Origin of the sequence: Acinetobacter sp. LCT-H3 (genome assembly GCF_001866125.1) — a bacterium.
In the GTDB taxonomy this organism is placed as follows: Bacteria; Pseudomonadota; Gammaproteobacteria; order Pseudomonadales; family Moraxellaceae; genus Acinetobacter; species Acinetobacter schindleri.
In genome coordinates, this window is the sequence record NZ_MODX01000038.1 from 1 (window position 1) to 18,356 (window position 18,356).

General features: G+C 44.5%; 18 protein-coding genes. 16 read left to right on the forward strand and 2 right to left on the reverse strand.

Annotated elements, in window-relative coordinates; genetic code table 11:
* The first annotated feature begins 156 nt into the window (after positions 1-156).
* The 11 genes from BK820_RS13700 to BK820_RS13745 all read left to right on the forward strand — a co-directional run bounded on the left by BK820_RS13700 (position 157) and on the right by BK820_RS13745 (position 9,797).
* Entirely contained in the window at positions 157-576 is a 420-nt protein-coding gene (locus BK820_RS13700) for a hypothetical protein (protein WP_004813913.1), read from the forward strand.
* Positions 577-760: 184 nt separating this feature from the next.
* Positions 761-916 (forward strand): hypothetical protein, encoded by a 156-nt coding sequence (locus BK820_RS15535; RefSeq protein ID WP_167367438.1) that lies wholly within the window; start codon positions 761-763, stop codon positions 914-916.
* Between the two features lie 283 nt (positions 917-1,199).
* The gene (locus BK820_RS13705) at positions 1,200-1,583 is read left to right on the forward strand and encodes an RcnB family protein (RefSeq protein ID WP_004813917.1); all 384 of its coding nucleotides are present in this window, start codon (positions 1,200-1,202) and stop codon (positions 1,581-1,583) included.
* 219 nt (positions 1,584-1,802) lie between these two features.
* Positions 1,803-2,189 carry an RcnB family protein gene (locus BK820_RS13710; protein WP_048882123.1) on the forward strand — a complete coding sequence of 129 codons (387 nt, stop codon included), beginning with the start codon at positions 1,803-1,805 and terminating at the stop codon, positions 2,187-2,189.
* Positions 2,190-2,322: 133 nt separating this feature from the next.
* Entirely contained in the window at positions 2,323-3,672 is a 1,350-nt protein-coding gene (gene argA, locus BK820_RS13715; RefSeq protein WP_048882122.1) for an amino-acid N-acetyltransferase, read from the forward strand.
* Positions 3,673-4,008: 336 nt separating this feature from the next.
* Complete coding sequence (locus tag BK820_RS13720; RefSeq protein WP_048882121.1) at positions 4,009-4,968, forward strand: sulfonate ABC transporter substrate-binding protein; 960 nt, start codon at positions 4,009-4,011, stop codon at positions 4,966-4,968.
* A 29-nt stretch (positions 4,969-4,997) separates the two neighbouring features.
* Positions 4,998-5,990, forward strand: coding sequence for a sulfonate ABC transporter substrate-binding protein (locus tag BK820_RS13725; protein WP_048882120.1), 993 nt, complete (start codon positions 4,998-5,000; stop codon positions 5,988-5,990).
* A gap of 16 nt (positions 5,991-6,006) precedes the next feature.
* Positions 6,007-7,182, forward strand: coding sequence for an FMNH2-dependent alkanesulfonate monooxygenase (gene ssuD / locus BK820_RS13730; protein ID WP_048882119.1), 1,176 nt, complete (start codon positions 6,007-6,009; stop codon positions 7,180-7,182).
* The gene (gene ssuC / locus BK820_RS13735; RefSeq protein ID WP_008305905.1) at positions 7,182-7,997 is read left to right on the forward strand and encodes an aliphatic sulfonate ABC transporter permease SsuC; all 816 of its coding nucleotides are present in this window, start codon (positions 7,182-7,184) and stop codon (positions 7,995-7,997) included. The genes ssuD and ssuC overlap by 1 nt, the downstream gene beginning before the upstream one ends.
* A 24-nt stretch (positions 7,998-8,021) precedes the next feature.
* Complete coding sequence (locus tag BK820_RS13740) at positions 8,022-8,828, forward strand: ABC transporter ATP-binding protein (protein ID WP_008305908.1); 807 nt, start codon at positions 8,022-8,024, stop codon at positions 8,826-8,828.
* A 333-nt stretch (positions 8,829-9,161) separates the two neighbouring features.
* Positions 9,162-9,797 carry a TetR family transcriptional regulator C-terminal domain-containing protein gene (locus BK820_RS13745; RefSeq protein ID WP_171058634.1) on the forward strand — a complete coding sequence of 212 codons (636 nt, stop codon included), beginning with the start codon at positions 9,162-9,164 and terminating at the stop codon, positions 9,795-9,797.
* Positions 9,798-9,857: 60 nt separating this feature from the next.
* Here the strand turns inward: BK820_RS13745 and BK820_RS13750 are convergent, their stop codons facing one another.
* On the reverse strand, positions 9,858-10,421 hold the full coding sequence (locus tag BK820_RS13750; protein ID WP_004890952.1) for a 5'-methylthioadenosine/S-adenosylhomocysteine nucleosidase family protein: 564 nt from the start codon (positions 10,419-10,421) through the stop codon (positions 9,858-9,860).
* A 331-nt stretch (positions 10,422-10,752) separates the two neighbouring features.
* Between BK820_RS13750 and ribF the strand changes: the two genes are divergently transcribed.
* The 5 genes from ribF (at position 10,753) to BK820_RS13775 (ending at position 16,346) form a co-directional block, all read left to right on the forward strand.
* Positions 10,753-11,754, forward strand: a complete 1,002-nt coding sequence (gene ribF, locus BK820_RS13755) for a bifunctional riboflavin kinase/FAD synthetase (RefSeq protein ID WP_048882118.1) — start codon at positions 10,753-10,755, stop codon at positions 11,752-11,754.
* Between the two features lie 64 nt (positions 11,755-11,818).
* A complete protein-coding gene (ileS, locus tag BK820_RS13760; RefSeq protein ID WP_071321244.1) occupies positions 11,819-14,665 on the forward strand; it encodes an isoleucine--tRNA ligase in 2,847 nt (948 codons plus the stop codon).
* On the forward strand, positions 14,658-15,188 hold the full coding sequence (gene lspA / locus BK820_RS13765) for a signal peptidase II (protein WP_008305917.1): 531 nt from the start codon (positions 14,658-14,660) through the stop codon (positions 15,186-15,188). The genes ileS and lspA overlap by 8 nt, the downstream gene beginning before the upstream one ends.
* A gap of 1 nt (position 15,189) precedes the next feature.
* The gene (locus BK820_RS13770) at positions 15,190-15,672 is read left to right on the forward strand and encodes an FKBP-type peptidyl-prolyl cis-trans isomerase (RefSeq protein WP_004890959.1); all 483 of its coding nucleotides are present in this window, start codon (positions 15,190-15,192) and stop codon (positions 15,670-15,672) included.
* 131 nt (positions 15,673-15,803) lie between these two features.
* Positions 15,804-16,346, forward strand: coding sequence for an NADPH-dependent FMN reductase (locus BK820_RS13775; protein ID WP_048882116.1), 543 nt, complete (start codon positions 15,804-15,806; stop codon positions 16,344-16,346).
* A gap of 565 nt (positions 16,347-16,911) precedes the next feature.
* On the opposite strand, the gene BK820_RS13780 is transcribed toward BK820_RS13775, so the two are convergent.
* A complete protein-coding gene (locus BK820_RS13780) occupies positions 16,912-18,108 on the reverse strand; it encodes a PQQ-dependent sugar dehydrogenase (protein ID WP_048882115.1) in 1,197 nt (398 codons plus the stop codon).
* Positions 18,109-18,356: the final 248 nt, after the last annotated feature.

The window sequence follows — 18,356 nt, forward strand, 5'->3', positions numbered from 1 at the left end:
GCAAACTATGGGACAGCAGTGGAGCCTTGGCTCCCTTTTTCATTGCTATTTTAGACAGAAATAATGCATAAATCTTCTCTGACTCCACCCTGGTCGCATTGAGTTTCGTTAAAATTCACCCATACTATCGCTAACAGATTTTGATTCGAGTGCAACATGACTGACCTAAACAACATCACCGTGACCACTTTGGAAGATGGCATGGTGTCACTTCTGATTGATCAGCAGCCAGTTTCTGAAAAATACGGCGTGAAGTTTGAAGCCAGCATTGTGGACGACATCAAGGCACTCGAAAATGGCAGCAAGCTGAAACTATTCGAGCAGTTTATCTTTTCCCATACCGATCTGAACTTTGAACATGCCTATTACTATGTGACAGGTATTGAAAAACTGGATGATGGCTACCGTCTGGCTAAACATTTTGTGTATCGCATTAAAATTGAAAATCAGCCGGATATCGAACATGTAATTAGCAATCAAGGCAAGCCCATGACCACGGATGATGTACGTGCCTTTATTAATGCACATATCCAGAAGTCCCTGACTGACTATACCGATCTGAACTACGCTTACTAAGCCAGGTTTAAACCGATATAAGAGCACGCCAAGCGTGTTCTTTTTTTATTCGGGAAACCTATTAAAAACAGCTATAAATCGGTTTTTTACATACTAATAATAATTTTATTCGGTTTTTCAAATTAAAGCCTGAGCGCTATGATACCTGTATTCAAGATGATGACCAGATAAAGGAGAATCCAGCATGGCTGACCAAAAACGTAAAATCGAGACTATTCGCCATATTGAAAGCCTGCAATTATCAGCTACCTTGATTCAAGCTTTAGATGATGCCACTGAAGCGGAATGTGTGGCTGAAGCGATCCAGTCGTTACAGGGTTTGACTGAACAATGGAACTAGTTCAGACCTGCAAATATTGAGGTACTATTCGATTGGAATACAGGAGATAAATTGCCCTAATTAACCGAGTTTCTCTTGACCTCACCATACATTAGCCTCAGGATAGTATTTCACAGCTTCTCAAGCGCTTAGCCTGTATGAAGTGTTCAAAAACTACTGAAATCATGGCATAGTCATAATCTCTCTGCATTCTTTAAAGAATACATGCCTGATCTTCACAGTTTCTCTGCAATTTTTGCGTAAATTAGACTGTAGAAAATGAACAATTGATTGAGGGTTCACCATGAAAAAGCTTTTGGTTGCTTTGACAATGTCTATCAGTACATTAATGCTGACGAATGTTGCCAATGCTGCGCCGCATTTTGATGATGAACGTCATATGGATCAACGTCAAGGTCAGTCTAAAAAATTCCGTGATCGCGCAGATGATGACCATGAAGACCGTCGCCGTATGCGTGAAGAGCGTGGTGTAAAGCGTTTACAGCAAATGAAATGGCAACCCGGCTATGTGATGCCACAGCATTATCGCGGTAATGGTTATAAAGTTGAATATAAAGACCACAAGTTGCCAAAACCTGACCGCAGACAGCAATGGTATAAAGTCAATAATGAATACATTTTGGTGGATTCGGACAACAACAGTATCATTCGAATTCTTGGACATTAAATCCTCACATTTTCATAGACCCAACTTGTTTGGGTCTTTTTTATTTTAGTCAGGTGGTATTGGATGCTGTTCTTGACTAAAAAAACCTGTAATTCCCTCTTATTCTTCTTTTTTTCTTCATAAATTTAACAATTCGCCTAAATTGCCCTCACGGTTTCTCTCTACTGATTCGCTAATTTAGTCTCATCGAAACGATAATGATGAATTCAGGTGAATGCCATGAAAAAAGTGTTAACAACAATCGCTTTATCCTTGAGTGCTTTAGTTGCAACTTCTGCAATGGCTGCACCGCAACATGATCCGCGTTATGCGCCACATAAACCGGCACCGCATTGGGATCATAAAGATGCGAAAAAATGGGACGATCGCCGTGATGACCGTCGCTGGAATGATAAACGCTATAACAACCGCGTGGTAAATCCAAGCCGTGACTGGCGTGTCGGTCAAAAGCTGCCTAACCAGTATGACAACCGCCGTTTTGAAGTAAGTGGTTATGAAGCACGCCGTCTGCCAAATGCAGGCAGAAACCAGCAGTGGTACAAAATCAATGGTGATTATGTGCTAGTCAATGAGCGTAATGACAAGATTATCCGTATCCTCAACTAAATCTTAATTCTGTATCTTTTCTCCATTGCACCTGAAGTCCACGCTTCAGGTGTTTTTTTATTGCTGTACTTCGTTCCCGGCTTTTTTTAGAATCAAATTCAATTAAGTATTATTTTCTAATATAGGCCAGCGCATGAACCCAGCAGAACCGTCTCAAAGCACAACTTTGCAATATGTGCATTGGTTTCGCCATTCTGCGCCCTATATTAATGCGCATCGTAACAAGACCTTCGTGATCATGTTTGATGGCGAGGCGGTGCTGCATGACAATTTCCAGCATATTATTCACGATATTGCCCTGCTGCATTCTCTCGGAATTCATCTGATTCTGGTGCATGGTGCGCGTCCACAGATCAACCAGAATCTGGCAGCAAGTCAGATCAGCACGCCTTTTCATCGTCAGCGCCGAATCACAACCCGTGAATCGTTGAGCTGTGTCATGAATGCGGTGGGTTCAATCCGCCTGCAGATTGAAGCCTTGCTCTCAATGGGACTGGCCAACTCACCCATGTATGGCGCCCGTATAGATGTCGTATCCGGTAATTTTGTTACTGCCAAGCCTTATGGGATTCGTGACGGTATTGATTTCCAGTTAACCGGTGAAGTCCGTACCGTAGATACCAATGCGATTCAGCGTCATCTTGACAGCCATAACATTGTGGTGCTTGGACCAACCGGTTATTCCACCACTGGCGAAGTGTTCAACCTGCTGGCGGAGGAAGTTGCGACCAAAACTGCGATTCGTATCAAGGCAGACAAGCTGATTTTCCTGGGTAAACAGCATGGCCTGCTGAATACGGATGGACAATTGCAACGTGAAGTGCAGCCAAGTCAGCTGGATGCTTATATAATGCAGGATGCTCAAGACCTGCCATCCGAACTAAGCTTGCAACTTCGCGCTGCACAGGAAGCCTCGATGAATGGCGTCAACCGTGTGCATCTGATTTCCTATGCTCATGATGGTGCGCTGCTGGAAGAACTCTTCACCCGAGATGGTTCAGGCACTCTGATTACCGATGCTCATTATGAAGATGTACGTATGGCTACCATTCAGGATGTTGGCGGTCTGATTAACCTGCTACGGCCTTTGGAAGAAGAAGGCATTCTGGTGTATCGCTCACGCGAACGTCTGGAAAATGAAATTGAACAGTTCGCAGTCATTGAACGTGACGGCATGATTCTGGCCTGTGCCGCGTTATATCCGATTCCAACCACAGGCAATGAGCTGCGTTCTGCTGAAATTGCCTGTGTCGCTGTCGATCCAAGTTATCGCAAGTCCAACCGCGGCAGCCAGATTCTGAATTATCTGGAAGATAAAGCCCGGAGCATGGGTATTCAGCAACTGTTTATTTTAACCACCCGCACTGCACATTGGTTCCTGGAACAGGGTTTTGAACAGTCCTCTGTCGATGATCTGCCCGATGCCCGTCAGGCGCTATATAACTATCAGCGTAATTCCCTGGTTTGTAAAAAGTCACTTTAATGTGACTTTTTATTTGTTTATATATCTTATTTTTTGCTAAAGATATGTAGATTTCTCAAATATTTAACTTAAAAAGCTTTGCATGGATTTTCATATCCATATCTTTATATTTTATTAAAAAAATTAAATATATATTTCAATAACTTAAATTGTATAAAAATTAAATTCCATAAAGATTCCAAATCACTTTTCTACATAAATTTTGCGCTTTTTTATTTATCTTTTTTTCTCATTAGAAATTCCCGAATTGTTATTTTTTTGGAAAATAAAAAACGATTAGCGTATGCCTAACTTGTCTATTCCATCTAATTGGCTTTTTGTCAGGAGTTTATATTCATGCGCCAATCTACGGTTAAATTCATTGCAAAAACAGCAGCTCTGAGTACTGCTATTGCTGGCGTGATGTTGCTCTCTGGCTGCTCTAAAAAAGAAGAAAGTGTAACGCTGAATATCGGTTTCCAAAAATATGGCGTCCTTCCAATCTTGAAAGAACGCGGCACTTTAGAAACTGCATTAAAACAACAAGGCGTAAATGTGAAATGGGTGGAATTCCCGGCAGGTCCACAATTACTTGAAGGTCTGAATGTAGGCAGTGTGTCTTTTGGTGAAGCCGGTGAAGCACCGCCAATCTTTGCTCAGGCAGCCAACTCAAATCTGGTGTATGTCGCAAACCAGCCTGAAGCACCTAAAGCTGAAGCTCTGATTGTACAAAAAGACTCAAATATTCAGTCTGTCCAGGACCTGAAAGGCAAACGTATTGCACTCAACAAAGGCTCAAATGTTCATTACTTACTATTAAAAGTCCTTGAAGCCAATAATCTGAAACTCAGCGATATTGAAGTGGTGTACCTGCCGCCTTCTGATGCACGTGCTGCTTTTGAGCGTGGAGCGGTTGATGCCTGGGTGATCTGGGATCCATTCTTTGCGGCAGCAGAACATCAGATTGGTGCACGTGTGATTGCAACTGGTGAGAATATCGTGAGCAATCATCAGTTCTATCTGGCTGATCGTAAGTTCGCTGAAGCGAATCCACAGATCATTGATGCGGTAGTGAATGAGCTGAACCTGACTACTGAATGGGTATCTAGCCATCAGGATGAGGCAGCGAAACTTCTAGAAAAACCAACAGGCCTGGCATTTGACGTATTGAAAACTTCAATTTCACGTATGGGCTTTGGGGTAAAACCCCTCACACCAGAAGTGGCGCAAAAACAGCAGCAGGTCGCTGATGCCTTCTATGGCCAGCAACTGATTCCAGCAAAACTGAATATTCAATCAGCAATTTTAACCAAATAAATCATAGGAAAATATCAGGGGATCTAATAATGACTCAACATCAGCGACACAACAAAGCAATCACATGGTTCAAGACCTCCAGTCATGCTATGAATGCCGCATTAGTTGCTTGTGCGATGTTGGGTTCAAGTGCCGCTTGGGCAGTTGATCCGTCAGTGAAACAGCTTCGTGTAGGCTACCAAAAAGCTTCGGTAAACTTGGTCATTGCACAACAGCAAAAGCTGCTTGAACAGGAATTTCCAAATGCAAAAATCAGCTGGAACGAATTTCCAGGCGGACCACAAATTTTAGAAGCATTAGCTGTAGGTTCTATTGATATCGGTGCGACTGGAGACACTCCTCCTGTCTATGCTCAAGCTGGTAATAAGCCATTGCATTATTTTGCTTATGAAACTGCAAAACCGCTCTCTTCTGCCATTCTGGTACAACACAATTCCAAAATTACCAAACTGAGCCAGCTCAAAGGTAAGCGTGTCGGCGTTCATCGCGGTTCCAGCTCGCATTATTTACTGGTCCAGGCAGTACGTAAGGCAGGTTTGCAATGGACCGATATCCAGCCAATCTGGTTAAGCCCTGCGGATGCACGTGCAGCCTTCCAGAAAGGTGCGATTGATGCTTGGGCGATTTGGGACCCGTACTATGCTGCAGCTCAAGTAGAAGATAAAGCCAGAGTCTTATCTTCAGGGAAAGGCTTAAGTCCCAATTATACCTTCTATCTGGCTTCAGAAAATTTAATTAAAAAACACCCGCAAGCATTAAAAGGAATTATCAAACAGGTCAATGTCGCAGATAAATGGGTACAGCGTCATAAAACTGAAACTGCAAAAATCTTTGCGCAAAGTACCGGCTTAACACCAATTATCAGCCAGACCTTTATCCAGCGTCGTCCTAATCCATCTGGTGCTGCACCGCTCACCAAGAAAGTGATTGCCGACCAGCAAGAACTCGCGAACCGTTTTAGCGAACTCAAGATCATTCCAAAATCTATCAATATTCAGCAAGCCGTTTGGGCAGGCAAATAATCCAAGGATCAAAGACATGAAAATTTTCTGGTTTATTCCGACACATGGTGACTGCCGCTACCTAGGTACCAGCAAAGGTGCACGCCAGGTCGATCATGCCTACATGAAACAGATTGCAGTTGCAGTCGATAACCTTGGCTATGAAGGTGTACTGATTCCAACAGGCCGTTCATGTGAAGATCCATGGTTAACCGCAGCCAGCCTGATTGACGCGACCAAGAAATTGAAATTCCTGGTTGCGCTACGTCCGGGTGTAACGACTCCTGCACTGGCTGCACGTATGGCATCAACCTTTGACCGTTTATCTGGTGGCCGTGTCTTGCTAAATCTGGTCACTGGTGGTGATGAGCAGGAACTAAAAGGCGATGGCGTGTATGAAGATCACGAAACCCGCTACAAGACTGCAACTGAATACACGACGATCTGGCGTGAAATCCTGAAACGCTCTCACACGGGTGAGAGCTTCACTTTCCACGGTGAACACTTAAGTGTAGACGATGCAAAATTGCTCTATCCACCCGTTCAAGAGCCCCATCCTCCACTGTGGTTCGGCGGTTCTTCAGATGCTGCGATTGAACTTGCAACAGATCAGGTTGACACTTACCTGACTTGGGGTGAACCACCTGCAGCAGTCAAAGAAAAGATTGAAAATGTCCGTGCCAAAGCTGAAGCGAAAGGCCGTAAGCTTAGCTACGGTATCCGTTTACATGTGATTGTTCGTGAAACCAATGAAGAAGCATGGAAGGCCGCAGAAGAGCTGATCCAGTATGTGGATGATGCAACTATTGCGGCAGCTCAGGCAAAATTCAAGCAAATGGATTCAGTCGGTCAGCGTCGTATGGCTGAACTGCATAATGGCGACCGTAGCAAACTTGAAGTCTCTCCAAACCTTTGGGCAGGTGTCGGTCTGGTACGTGGTGGCGCAGGTACAGCACTGGTAGGTGACCCTAAAACTATCGCAGCACGTATTCAGGAATATGCTGCCTTGGGTATCGATACTTTTATCTTCTCAGGCTACCCACATCTGGAGGAGTCGATCCGTTTTGCTGAACTGGTATTCCCACTTTTACCACTTGAAACCCAGAAAAAATTGACTCAGCCAAACCTGACAGGTCCATTCGGTGAAATTGTGGCAAATAACTACACGCCAGATGAGAACAAGAAGGCTGCGAGTGTTCAGGAGCCAGCTTAATGTCGAAAGTCGTTTCTGTTGAAACCATCGCAGAAAAGAAGGTTTCACGTGGAACACAACTCGGGCAGCGTTTGCTGCCCTGGTTAGTTCCTATTGGATTAATTTTGATCTGGCAGATCGCGTCAAGTACCGGTCTGCTGGAAAGCCGAATTTTGCCTGCACCGAGTGCAGTCATCGCCGCATTCTGGGCTCTGCTGATGAGTGGCGAACTCTGGACCCATGTAAAAGTCAGTGCTGGCCGTGCCCTTACTGGTTTACTGGTGGGTGGTGGTTTGGGGCTGCTTTTAGGTTTACTCAATGGTTCATCCAAAGCTGCCTCTACCCTGCTCGACACCACTTTACAGATGATCCGGAACATCCCTGCCCTGGCCTTAATTCCACTGGTGATTTTATGGTTCGGCATCGATGAATCAGCCAAGCTGTTTCTGGTCGCCATTGGCGTGTTCTTCCCGATCTATATCAATACCTATCATGGTATTCGCTCAGTCGATCCGCAGCTGATCGAAATGGGTAAAAGCTATGGCCTCACCCGTTGGCAACTCTATAAAGAAATTATTTTACCGGGCGCAATGCCTTCGATTCTGGTGGGTTTACGTTTCTCGTTAGGTTTAGTGTGGGTACTGCTGATTGTGGCTGAAACCATTTCTGCACAGTCCGGGATTGGTTATATGACCATGAATGCGCGTGAATTCCTGCAAACCGATGTGGTACTGGTCGGTATTTTACTGTATGCCTTACTTGGCAAACTGGCGGATGTTCTGGCGGTTGCCTTGGAACGTTTCCTGCTGCGCTGGCATGCTGGCTATCAAAAATAAATGAATAATATGGAGGAGCATGTGATGACTGATCTCAGCTTAGGGCGTCTCGCCAATGACCAAACTGCACCACAAGACTATGCTGCGGCAGATATTGATCCCCATGCAGTCATCGGTGCCGAAATTATTATTGAACAGCTGCACAAGTTCTATGGCTCGGTCAAGGTTCTGGAAGATCTGGATCTGCATATTCAGCCGGGCGAATTCCTGGCAATTGTCGGTCGTAGTGGTTGTGGTAAAAGTACCCTGCTGCGTCTGATTGCCGATCTGGAAAAACAGAGCTACGGCGAAATCAAGTTCAAGTCAGCACGTCATATTCGTGAAGGTATTACTGCGGACGATATTCGGGTGATGTTCCAAGATCCGCGTTTGTTGCCATGGCGGAGCATTGAACAAAATGTGCAATTGGGCTTGCCGAAAGATCAGCATGCCAATGCATCAAGCATGCTGGAGAAAGTCGGCTTAAAGGAAAAAGCAGGGCTATGGCCATCGCAACTGTCGGGTGGTCAGCGTCAACGTACAGCCTTGGCACGTGCTTTATCCCATAAACCACGTATCCTGCTCCTAGATGAACCCTTAGGTGCCCTGGATGCCCTGACCCGTCTTGACATGCAGAACCTGATCGAAAAGTTATGGACTGAACAGGGCTTTACTGCAATCCTGGTGACTCATGATGTCAGTGAAGCCGTACAGTTAGCAGATCGCATCATCCTGCTGGACAAAGGTCATATTGCCAAAGAGTTCCGTGTCAACTTGCCACGTCCACGTCAGAAAGGAATCCAGTTTGCTGAACTGGAACAGCAAGTTCTGAATGCCGTACTGGCAACCTAAAAAGAAACAAAACCCGGATTTAGAATCCGGGTTTTCACTTTGAAGGATAGATAATTCTTAGAATTTCATCAAAATTAAAATTACAGTCCATCTTAAAAATAAAATGTCATGAATCTGACATTAATTAAACTGATTTCTCAATAACAAAAGACTTCAAAATAATTTAAACATTTTCAAAAGCTTGATTTTTATACTGGGATTCGCTAGTTTTGTAAGGATTACATAGTTGATCTACAGAATAAATCATCATTATTCAAAAAATTAGACTTCTACTTTGTGCACAAATCTGATGATTTGCCGTACAATTCAATATTCCCTTTTTTAATTGTTTTTATATTGCTGATGGAACAAAAAAAGAGTACTCAAAAGCGCAACCAGCTGCTCAGTGCCGCTCTAGACGTTTTTTCCCTATATGGTTTTAGTGGGGCAAGTCTGGACGAAATCGCACAAATTGCAGAAATGCATAAATCTAATATTTTCTATTACTATGAAAATAAAGAAGCTCTCTATGTAGAAGTGTTAACCACCGTACTGCAAAAGTGGCTTGCACCGCTGCAAATGCTTGAAGCCGAGCTAGAACCGGAAGAAGCGATCACCAATTATCTGATGCAGAAAATTGAAGTATCACGCACGCAACCGAAAGCATCTCGCCTGTTCGCCTTGGAAGTGATCCAGGGGGCACCACATATTCTGGAAATTCTGAAAGGTCCACTGAAAAAACTGGTGAAACGTAAAGCCAAGGTGATCAGTAACTGGCAGGAACAGGGCAAGATTTCTAAAGATATTGACCCTGAACTGCTGATCCTGAATATCTGGGCAGTGACACAGAACTATGCCGACTTTGCCATACAGATGGAAATGGTGACCGGCAAAACGCTGCGTAACCGTAGCATGCAGCAGCGTGTGATTCAGCACACTGTACATATGATGCTTTACGGTGTACTACCACGTCCTGAACAAAACGCATAAGTTTTGCTTGGCATACGACCATAGTCATTATGGTCGCCGATCCAGTCTTTAACCTTATTCTTATTTTAACATCTGATATAAAAATAACAGTTTTTGCGCGCCTAACAATAAGTTTTCCTCCCAGTCGAGATGCGCTGTGTCATTGGCACCATCGGTAATGTATTTTACAGAAATCAGGCGTACGCCAAGTTTCTTGCATACCTTGGCCAGTGCATAGCCTTCCATGTCGACCAATTGGCAGGGCACTTTGGGTTGTCCTGTTTCGAAGCTATCTCCGGTTCCGCAAATACCCTTGGGCAAATGATCAAAGAAAGGCTCAAGCTCGATTGCTCCCGGGAAATGCTGATCCATCGGGGTTAAGCCGACGTCAAAACCGAGTGGTGATACGTCCATATCGCGCTGCACAAAATGGCTGACTTCGACCAGGGCATGCGCATCAAAATGCGAACTGCCTGCCGTACCCAAGTTCAATAAAGTCTTGCAGCCTGTGTTCTGAATCACTTCAAAGGCTTTAAAGGCTGCGTTGACTTTGCCAATACCGCTATAATGCACATCAATACCTTGTGCTTCAAATAAGCCTTTGGATTCATTGGGCAAAGCCATAATTAGTGCATGTTCGGACATTGGGTTTCCATATCAATTTTAAAATACTGGACTATTAAAAGATAAACAGGTGAGCGCTGCAAATAAAAATCGATTTCTGCTCAGCAGAAAATGGCCTCTGCCCTGTCTGCTATAAACCTGTTTAAACTGCTAGAAAAATAGAGATAGCTCTGATTATTAGAGCGCTAAGGAAGCAGGAAATATTGATTAATTTTTATTTTATTCAGCCGATTAAGTTCTGGGCTAAAGATTTTTAAATAAAAGATATTGCATAAAAACACAACAACAAGACGAAACGTAAAGATTATGGCAATATATAGCCTCTTCGAATTTCCAAGCACCTGATTCGCCCATGAAGCTGCTCCGTCTAAATGCCTTATCGTCTCGCACAGAGTTACCTAAAACGGTGGTTACCATTGGTAATTTTGACGGTGTGCATTTAGGTCATCAGGTCATGATCAAACAGCTGAAAGCCGTGGCGGAACAGCAACAGCTGAAAAGCGTGGTAATGATCTTTGAACCGCAGCCGCTGGAATATTTCAAAGGCTATGAGGCCCCACCCCGTATATCATCTTTACGTGAAAAGGTGGAATACCTGACTGAACTGGGTGTGGACTATATTGCGGTGGCGAAATTTGATGAAAGTTTCCGTAGCCTGAATGCAGAACAGTTTGCCGATATTCTAAAAGATAAACTGAATGCCGAGCATCTGGTGCTGGGTGATGATTTCCACTTCGGTAAACACCGTCAGGGCAATAGCGAATTCCTGCGTAATTATGGTTTTCAGGTCACCAATCTGGATACCGTACAACTCGACGGCGAACGTGTCAGTTCGACCCGTATCCGTCAGACACTACAAGCAGGCGATCTTGCCCTGGCTGCCAAACTCCTGGGGCGCCCTTATAGCATTACCGGGCGGGTACAGTATGGTGACCAGATTGGCCGCACCATTGATTTCCCGACTATTAATGTGCGCTTAAACCGTCATAGACCGTGTTTGCAGGGTATTTATGGCGTGGAAGTGGTATGTGAAACCGAATCTTTAAAAGATAAAGCTAGAGCTGGTGATGCAAGCAAAACAGGCATTGCTGGCTATGATCCCACCGGTCTGTTTGGCGCCGGACATGTCGGGACCCGCCCGGCCATTCAGCAGGAACAACCAGAATGGCGATTAGAAGTACATTTCCCTGATGTTTCTGCTAATCTGTATGGCCTGTTGATGCGGGTGACATTCTTAAACTATTTGCATGGCGAAAAGAATTATCCTTCGCTTGAAGCCCTAAAAGCCGGAATTGATGACGATGTCGAGAAACTACTTGAGTTTCGTCGAAATCACCCCACATTTCCCTTTTAATCCCCCATATTTTTATTGTAAAACGTGTCTGTCAAATGACAGATTGAATTGGAAGACAACTTGCATGAGCGATAAGCAAACTCCTGAAAATGCAGTGGATTACAAAGCCACGCTAAACCTCCCAGGTACTGACTTTGCAATGAAGGCAAATCTGGCAGTACGTGAAGCGAAATGGTTAGAAGAGTGGTATGCCGACAACATTTATCAGCAGATTCGTGCGTCGCGTATTGGCAAGAAAAAATATGTACTTCATGACGGCCCTCCGTACGCAAACGGCCAAATCCATTTGGGTCATGCAGTCAATAAAGTCTTAAAAGACATCATTATTAAAAGCCGTGTCATGGATGGCTTTGATGCCCCATATGTACCGGGCTGGGACTGTCACGGTCTTCCAATCGAACTGAAAGTCGAAGAAAAAGTCGGTAAAGTGGGCGTAAAAGTTGATGCTTCGACTTTCCGTAAAGCTTGCCGCGAATATGCGTATACACAAGTTGAATTACAGAAGAAAGACTTCGTGCGTATGGGCGTGTTCGGTGATTGGGACAATCCTTACCTGACAATGAACTTCAAACAGGAAGCGGATATTGTTCTCTCACTGGGTGCAATCGCAAAAGCTGGTCATATCGAACCAGGTCTGAAACCGGTCAACTGGTGTCTGGACTGTGGTTCATCTCTGGCTGAAGCAGAAGTTGAATATGAAGATAAAAAATCCGATGCGATTGACGTGGGTTTCACTGTAGTCGATCTGGCTGACCTGTCTGCACGTTTAGGTGTAGAAGTCGCTGACCGTACTGATATCGTGATCTGGACCACAACGCCTTGGACGCTTCCTGCGAACCAAGCCGTTGCCCTGCATGCTGAAATTGAATATCAACTGGTGAAAGCGCGTGGCGAAGAAAAAGCGGCGCAAAACTTTATCCTGGCGAAAGATCTGGTGGAATCTGCAACTGAACGCTACGGTTTTACCACTGTTGAAGTCATTGCTGATTTTGCCGGTAGCAAACTTGAGCACCTGGTTCTGCAACATCCACTGATTAACGATCGTCAAGTGCCTGTAATCTTGGGCGAACACGTGATTGCCACCAGTGGTACCGGTGCAGTGCATACGGCGCCTGGCCATGGTGTGGACGACTATAAAGTTGGCTTGCTGTACAACCTGAAAGTAGAAAATCCAGTGGGTGGTAACGGTGTTTACTTACCAACGTCTCCACTGTTTGCTGGCGAGCATATCTACAAAGCCAATCCACAAATTATTGCTGCATTAGCAGAGGCCAACAAGCTTTGGGCACATCACCCAATCAAACACAGCTACCCGCACTGCTGGCGTCATAAAACCCCAATTATCTTCCGTGCGACACCACAATGGTTCATCAGCATGGATGCCAAAGGCTTACGTCAAGGCGCATTGAATGCGATCGAAAACGAGATCAGCTTTGTGCCGGACTGGGGTAAAAACCGTATCCAAGCAATGATCGAAGGCCGTCCAGACTGGTGTATCTCTCGTCAACGCACTTGGGGTGTGCCAATTCCGTTCTTCGTGCATAAAGATACCAATGAATTGCACCCACGTACGCCTGAACTGATCGAAGAAGTTGCCAAACTGATTGAACAGGAAGGTATTGATGGCTGGTACAACCGTGATGCACGCGAGTTCATCGGTAATGATGCTGAACAATACAATGCGGTACGCGATACCCTGGACGTATGGTTCGACTCGGGTACAACGCACTACGCTGTATTACGTGAACGTGAAGAGCTGCAAGACCCTGCGGATCTTTACCTTGAAGGTTCTGACCAGCACCGTGGCTGGTTCCAGTCTTCGTTGTTGACATCGATTGCCATCAATGAACGTGCACCATATAAAGGCTTGCTGACGCATGGTTTCGTAGTGGATGAGAAAGGCCGCAAGATGTCAAAATCGTTGGGTAACATTATTACCCCACAAGACATCATTAAAGATATGGGTGCAGACGGTTTACGCTTCTGGATCGCATCGGCGGACTACCGCTATGAAATGACTGCGGGTAAAGAAATATTTAGCCGTGCATCAGATGGTTACCGTCGTATCCGTAACACACTGCGTTTCTTACTTGCCAACTTAAATGGTTTCAAACCATCAACTGATGCGCTTCCTGTAGATCAATTGATCGCGCTTGATCAATACATCCTGCAACGTGCAGCTGAAGTACAGAAAACCGTTCAGCAAGCTTATGAAGATATGAACTTCCATATCGTAACCAATGCCTTAACCAATTTCTGTATCAATGACCTGGGTGGTTTCTACCTCGACATCATCAAAGACCGCCAATACACTACCAAAGCCGATTCTCAGGCACGTCACTCTGCACAAACTGCACTGTATCATCTGGTACAGGCATTCGTACGCTGGATGGCACCGATCTTGAGCTTTACTGCACAAGAAGCTTGGCCACTGATTCCTGAGCAGTCAGAGAAATATGTGTTCACTGCTGAATGGTATGATATTCCAGCTGCATCTACTGCAAACTTGGTGACTGAAGCTGAATGGCAAACGCTGATTTCGGTAAAATCTGCAGTGAACAAGTTTATTGAAGCGGCGCGTACTGAAAAAACAGTGGGTTCGAACCTGTCTGCCAAAGTTGAACTTTGGGCGTCGAACGAGCTGAAAGCGGTATTGGACAAACTGGGTGATGAACTGCGTTTTGTACTGATTACCTCTCAAGTGATCGTGAATGACTTTAAGGCTGCCCAAGGTGAAGCATCTGATCTGGAAGGTCTGAATGTGAAAGTTTCTGCCGCAGACGGTGAGAAATGTGTACGTTGCTGGCATGTACTTCCTGATGTAAACACACATGCATCACACCCAGGCTTGTGTGGCCGCTGTATCATCAACCTGCCGACAGGCCAAGGCGAAGAGAGAAAATATGCCTAATCCACAAGAAAAAAAGGGCTTATTCCAGTTCTATCCTCACAACTTGTGGTGGTTAGGTCTGACTATTATTTCAATTATTCTGGATCAATGGACCAAATGGATTGCGACCACTAGTCTGAATTACGCAGATCCAGTACCCGTCCTGCCCTTTTTAAATTGGACATTACTGCATAACTATGGCGCAGCCTTTAGTTTTCTGTCCGATGCCGGTGGATGGCAACGTTATTTCTTTACTTCGCTGGCAGGAGTAGTGTCTGTGATTTTCGTGTTCTGGCTGATGCGTATGCCAAAGAACATGAAAGTTTTACCTTTGGCCGTTGCCCTGATTCTGGGCGGTGCCATCGGCAACCTGATTGACCGTGTTTCTCTCGGCTATGTAGTCGATTTTATTCATGTTTATTATCAGAATAGCCACTTCCCTGCCTTTAACCTTGCAGACAGTGCCATTACGTTAGGTACTATTTTAATGCTGATTGACACCTTCTTCTTAGAAGGAAAACGCAACCAACAGCAGGCGAAATAACATGACTGATTTTATTAATCCTAACGAGGAAACTCGTATTGAAGCTGGCTCTAAGGTTGAGCTTCATTTCTCAGTAGCCATTGAAAATGGTGTTGAAATTGACAATACCCGCAGTCGTACTGAGCCGGTAAGTCTGGTAATGGGCGATGGCAGCTTGCTACCAGGCTTTGAAAAAGCACTGTTCGGTTTACGCGCCGGTGACCGTCGTACCGTAAGTCTTCCTCCTGAAGATGCTTTCGGTCCATGGAATCCTGAAAACGTACAAAAATTTGATACTGTGAAATTTGGCGAACGTCCAATTGAAGGTCATATGATCGAGTTTGAAGACAAAGCGAAACAAAGCCTGTATGGCGTGGTGAAAACCGTCGGTGATGACATCACTGAAGTGGATTTCAACCACCCGCTAGCTGGCAAGAATATTACTTTTGAAGTAGAAATCTTTAAAGTAACCCCAGCCGGTCAACAAGGTGTGAAATTGATGTAAGCATCATTTCACGACAAAGCGCCTTTGGGCGCTTTTTTTTATAATGCAAATACCAAGATACAAATCATGCCTATTCATCCTTGCTTATTTTGATTAATTTAAGTTGAGTGAAGCAATGACAGGATAATAAGATGAAGATTTACATCATTGTAGGCAGTATTCGCGAAGGACGTGTAGCGATCAAAGTAGCTGACTGGATCTTTAAACAAATTAAAACCTATCACTTCAGTACAGTGGAAGCTGAAATTGTCGATCTGAAAGAATGGGACCTGCCGATGTTTGCTGGCGCACATCCTCCACTCACCGGTATTTATGACCAGCCTAAACAGCAGGAATGGGCTGATTTTATTGCACTTGCAGATGCCATTATTTTTATCAGCCCGGAATATAACCATGGCTACAGTCCAGCCCTGAAAAATGCCCTGGATTATCTAGGTAAGGAATGGCAAGGCAAACCGGCGGCTTATGTCGGCTACGGTGCGACCAACGGCTCGCGCTCTATCGATCAGATCCGTCAGGTCGGTACACAGCTTGGTTTAGTGGATACGAATGCGGTAATCGAAATTCGTGATATCTTTAGTCGTGCTAAAGACTATACCTTTGAAGGGAATGAATTCGATAATAAAACCCTGCGAGGCGTGGTAGACAAGCTGATTCAGTATGTCAGTGCGTAAGTTGCCGCGGACAGCCACGTCCGTTTTAGCTTACAAGCCAAGCAGAAATTACTGCTATTTGCCTACAAATATACACGCTATATTTAAGTCATCACCGGACAGGATGTCCAATAGCGATACAAGAATAAGAAAAAGCGCATTACAACAGGAAGTTGCCAGATCTGACATGAGTCAGATCTTCATAACAAATCCAAAAGGCCTCGACAGGATGTCGAGGCCTTTTACTTTATGGGTTGTCTATAAGCTTAAGTACTTCTCGCTATCCTGCTGCAAATTTCAGCATCACTGTACGCTATGGCGCACAAGTATTGGGGAGAGTTGACGCTATACCAAATCCATAATTCCTCTTATAGTTAAGACATACAGGACAGGATGTCTTGAAGAATAAAAAACAATAAATGCAGCAGGAAGCTGATCGGTATGACAGGAGTTATACCTTGATAAATGAATCTGGAAAAGCCCTGACAGGATGTCAGGGCTTTTTCTTTTATACCTTTATAAGCATATTTTTACTCTTAAACGAAAAGAGGATTCCAAAAAATCCTCTTTTTTTAAAAATTAGTACTTAAAGCGCTGTGAGCTTTAACAAACGTGCCTGAGGACCATCTTCAATCACCCAGATGCCCCCATCCTGAGCCTGTACTGCGCCACGAATCCGTGCTTTCATATCCAGCCGTTGAACTTCTTTGGCAGGTTGCTGCATCGTATCTATAATAATAATTGCTTTGGAAGAAAGACCTGTGGCTATCGCTTTATTTTGCCATTGCGGGAACATTTTTCCGGTATAAAAGTTCAGGTCAGATGGAGAGATTACCGGTGTCCAGTCCAGTACAGGTGCTTCAAATTCAGGTCGGGTACTATGATCCGGAATTGGCTTTCCATTATAATGATCACCATTTGATACTAAAGGATAGCCATAATTTTTAGCCTTGATAATCTTGTTCAGTTCATCGCCGCCCTTCGGTCCCATTTCAATGACCCAGAGCTGCCCTTTGGGATCAAACGCCATTCCCAGAGGATTACGGTGTCCAAGACTCCAAACCTGCTGGGCAATTTTACCCTGATTCATAAAGGGATTATCGGCAGGGATCGAGCCATCATCGTTCAGGCGAATAATTTTACCGGCATTAGACTTCATATCTTGTGCAGGATCAAACTGTTGACGTTCGCCTGAGCTGATCCAGAGCTTGCCATCCGGCCCGAATACAATTCGGTGTCCATAGTGGCCCTGCCCCGAAGAGAATTTAGGAATCTGAGTCCAGATTTTTTCGATCTGGGTGAGCTGTGGTGCACTTTGTTTCAAATCCAGCTTGCCACGAATCACCACTGCACCATAACCGCCTTGACTCTGTTCAGCATAGCTCAGATAGATCCATGGGTTATTTGCGAAATCAGGATGTAATGCGACATCTCCCAAGCCGCCCTGACCGCCATAAGCCACTTTCGGGGTGCCTTTAATTTCAGTCTTTTTCTTGGTTTCTGGATCGAATAAATACAGTCTGCCTTTACGCTCGGTAACCAGTAGACGACCATCCTTTAAAGGTGTTATCGCCCATGGTTCATTAAACTCGGCAATATTATTAACCTTATAGGCTTGCTGTACTTGAGTGGAAGAAGGTGTAGTTACAGTTTCGGAAGTAGAGTTTGCCGCTTCCGGACTCTTATTGAGTTCCTGTGACGTCTTGTTCTGTGCATGACAGGCAGTCAGGCTATAAGGGATAAAGCCTAAACACAACATTGCTGCGAGATGAACCTGTTTCATTGTTATTCTACATACTTATTAAAACGAATAACTTACAATTTAGCATCTCAAACGCTCACTAAAAGCATAAAAAGGTTAACAATCGTAAACGAAAATAATCCTAGCTTGCGCCGATAAGTCCTAACTATATTGAAACCATCCCTTGCTACAGGCTGAATTATATTAGATTTTCACCTGATAGAGCTGTTGGTCCGCAGTTTACAGCAAGCAATCAATTGATCAGACTCGGCCATAAAAAAAACACCCCC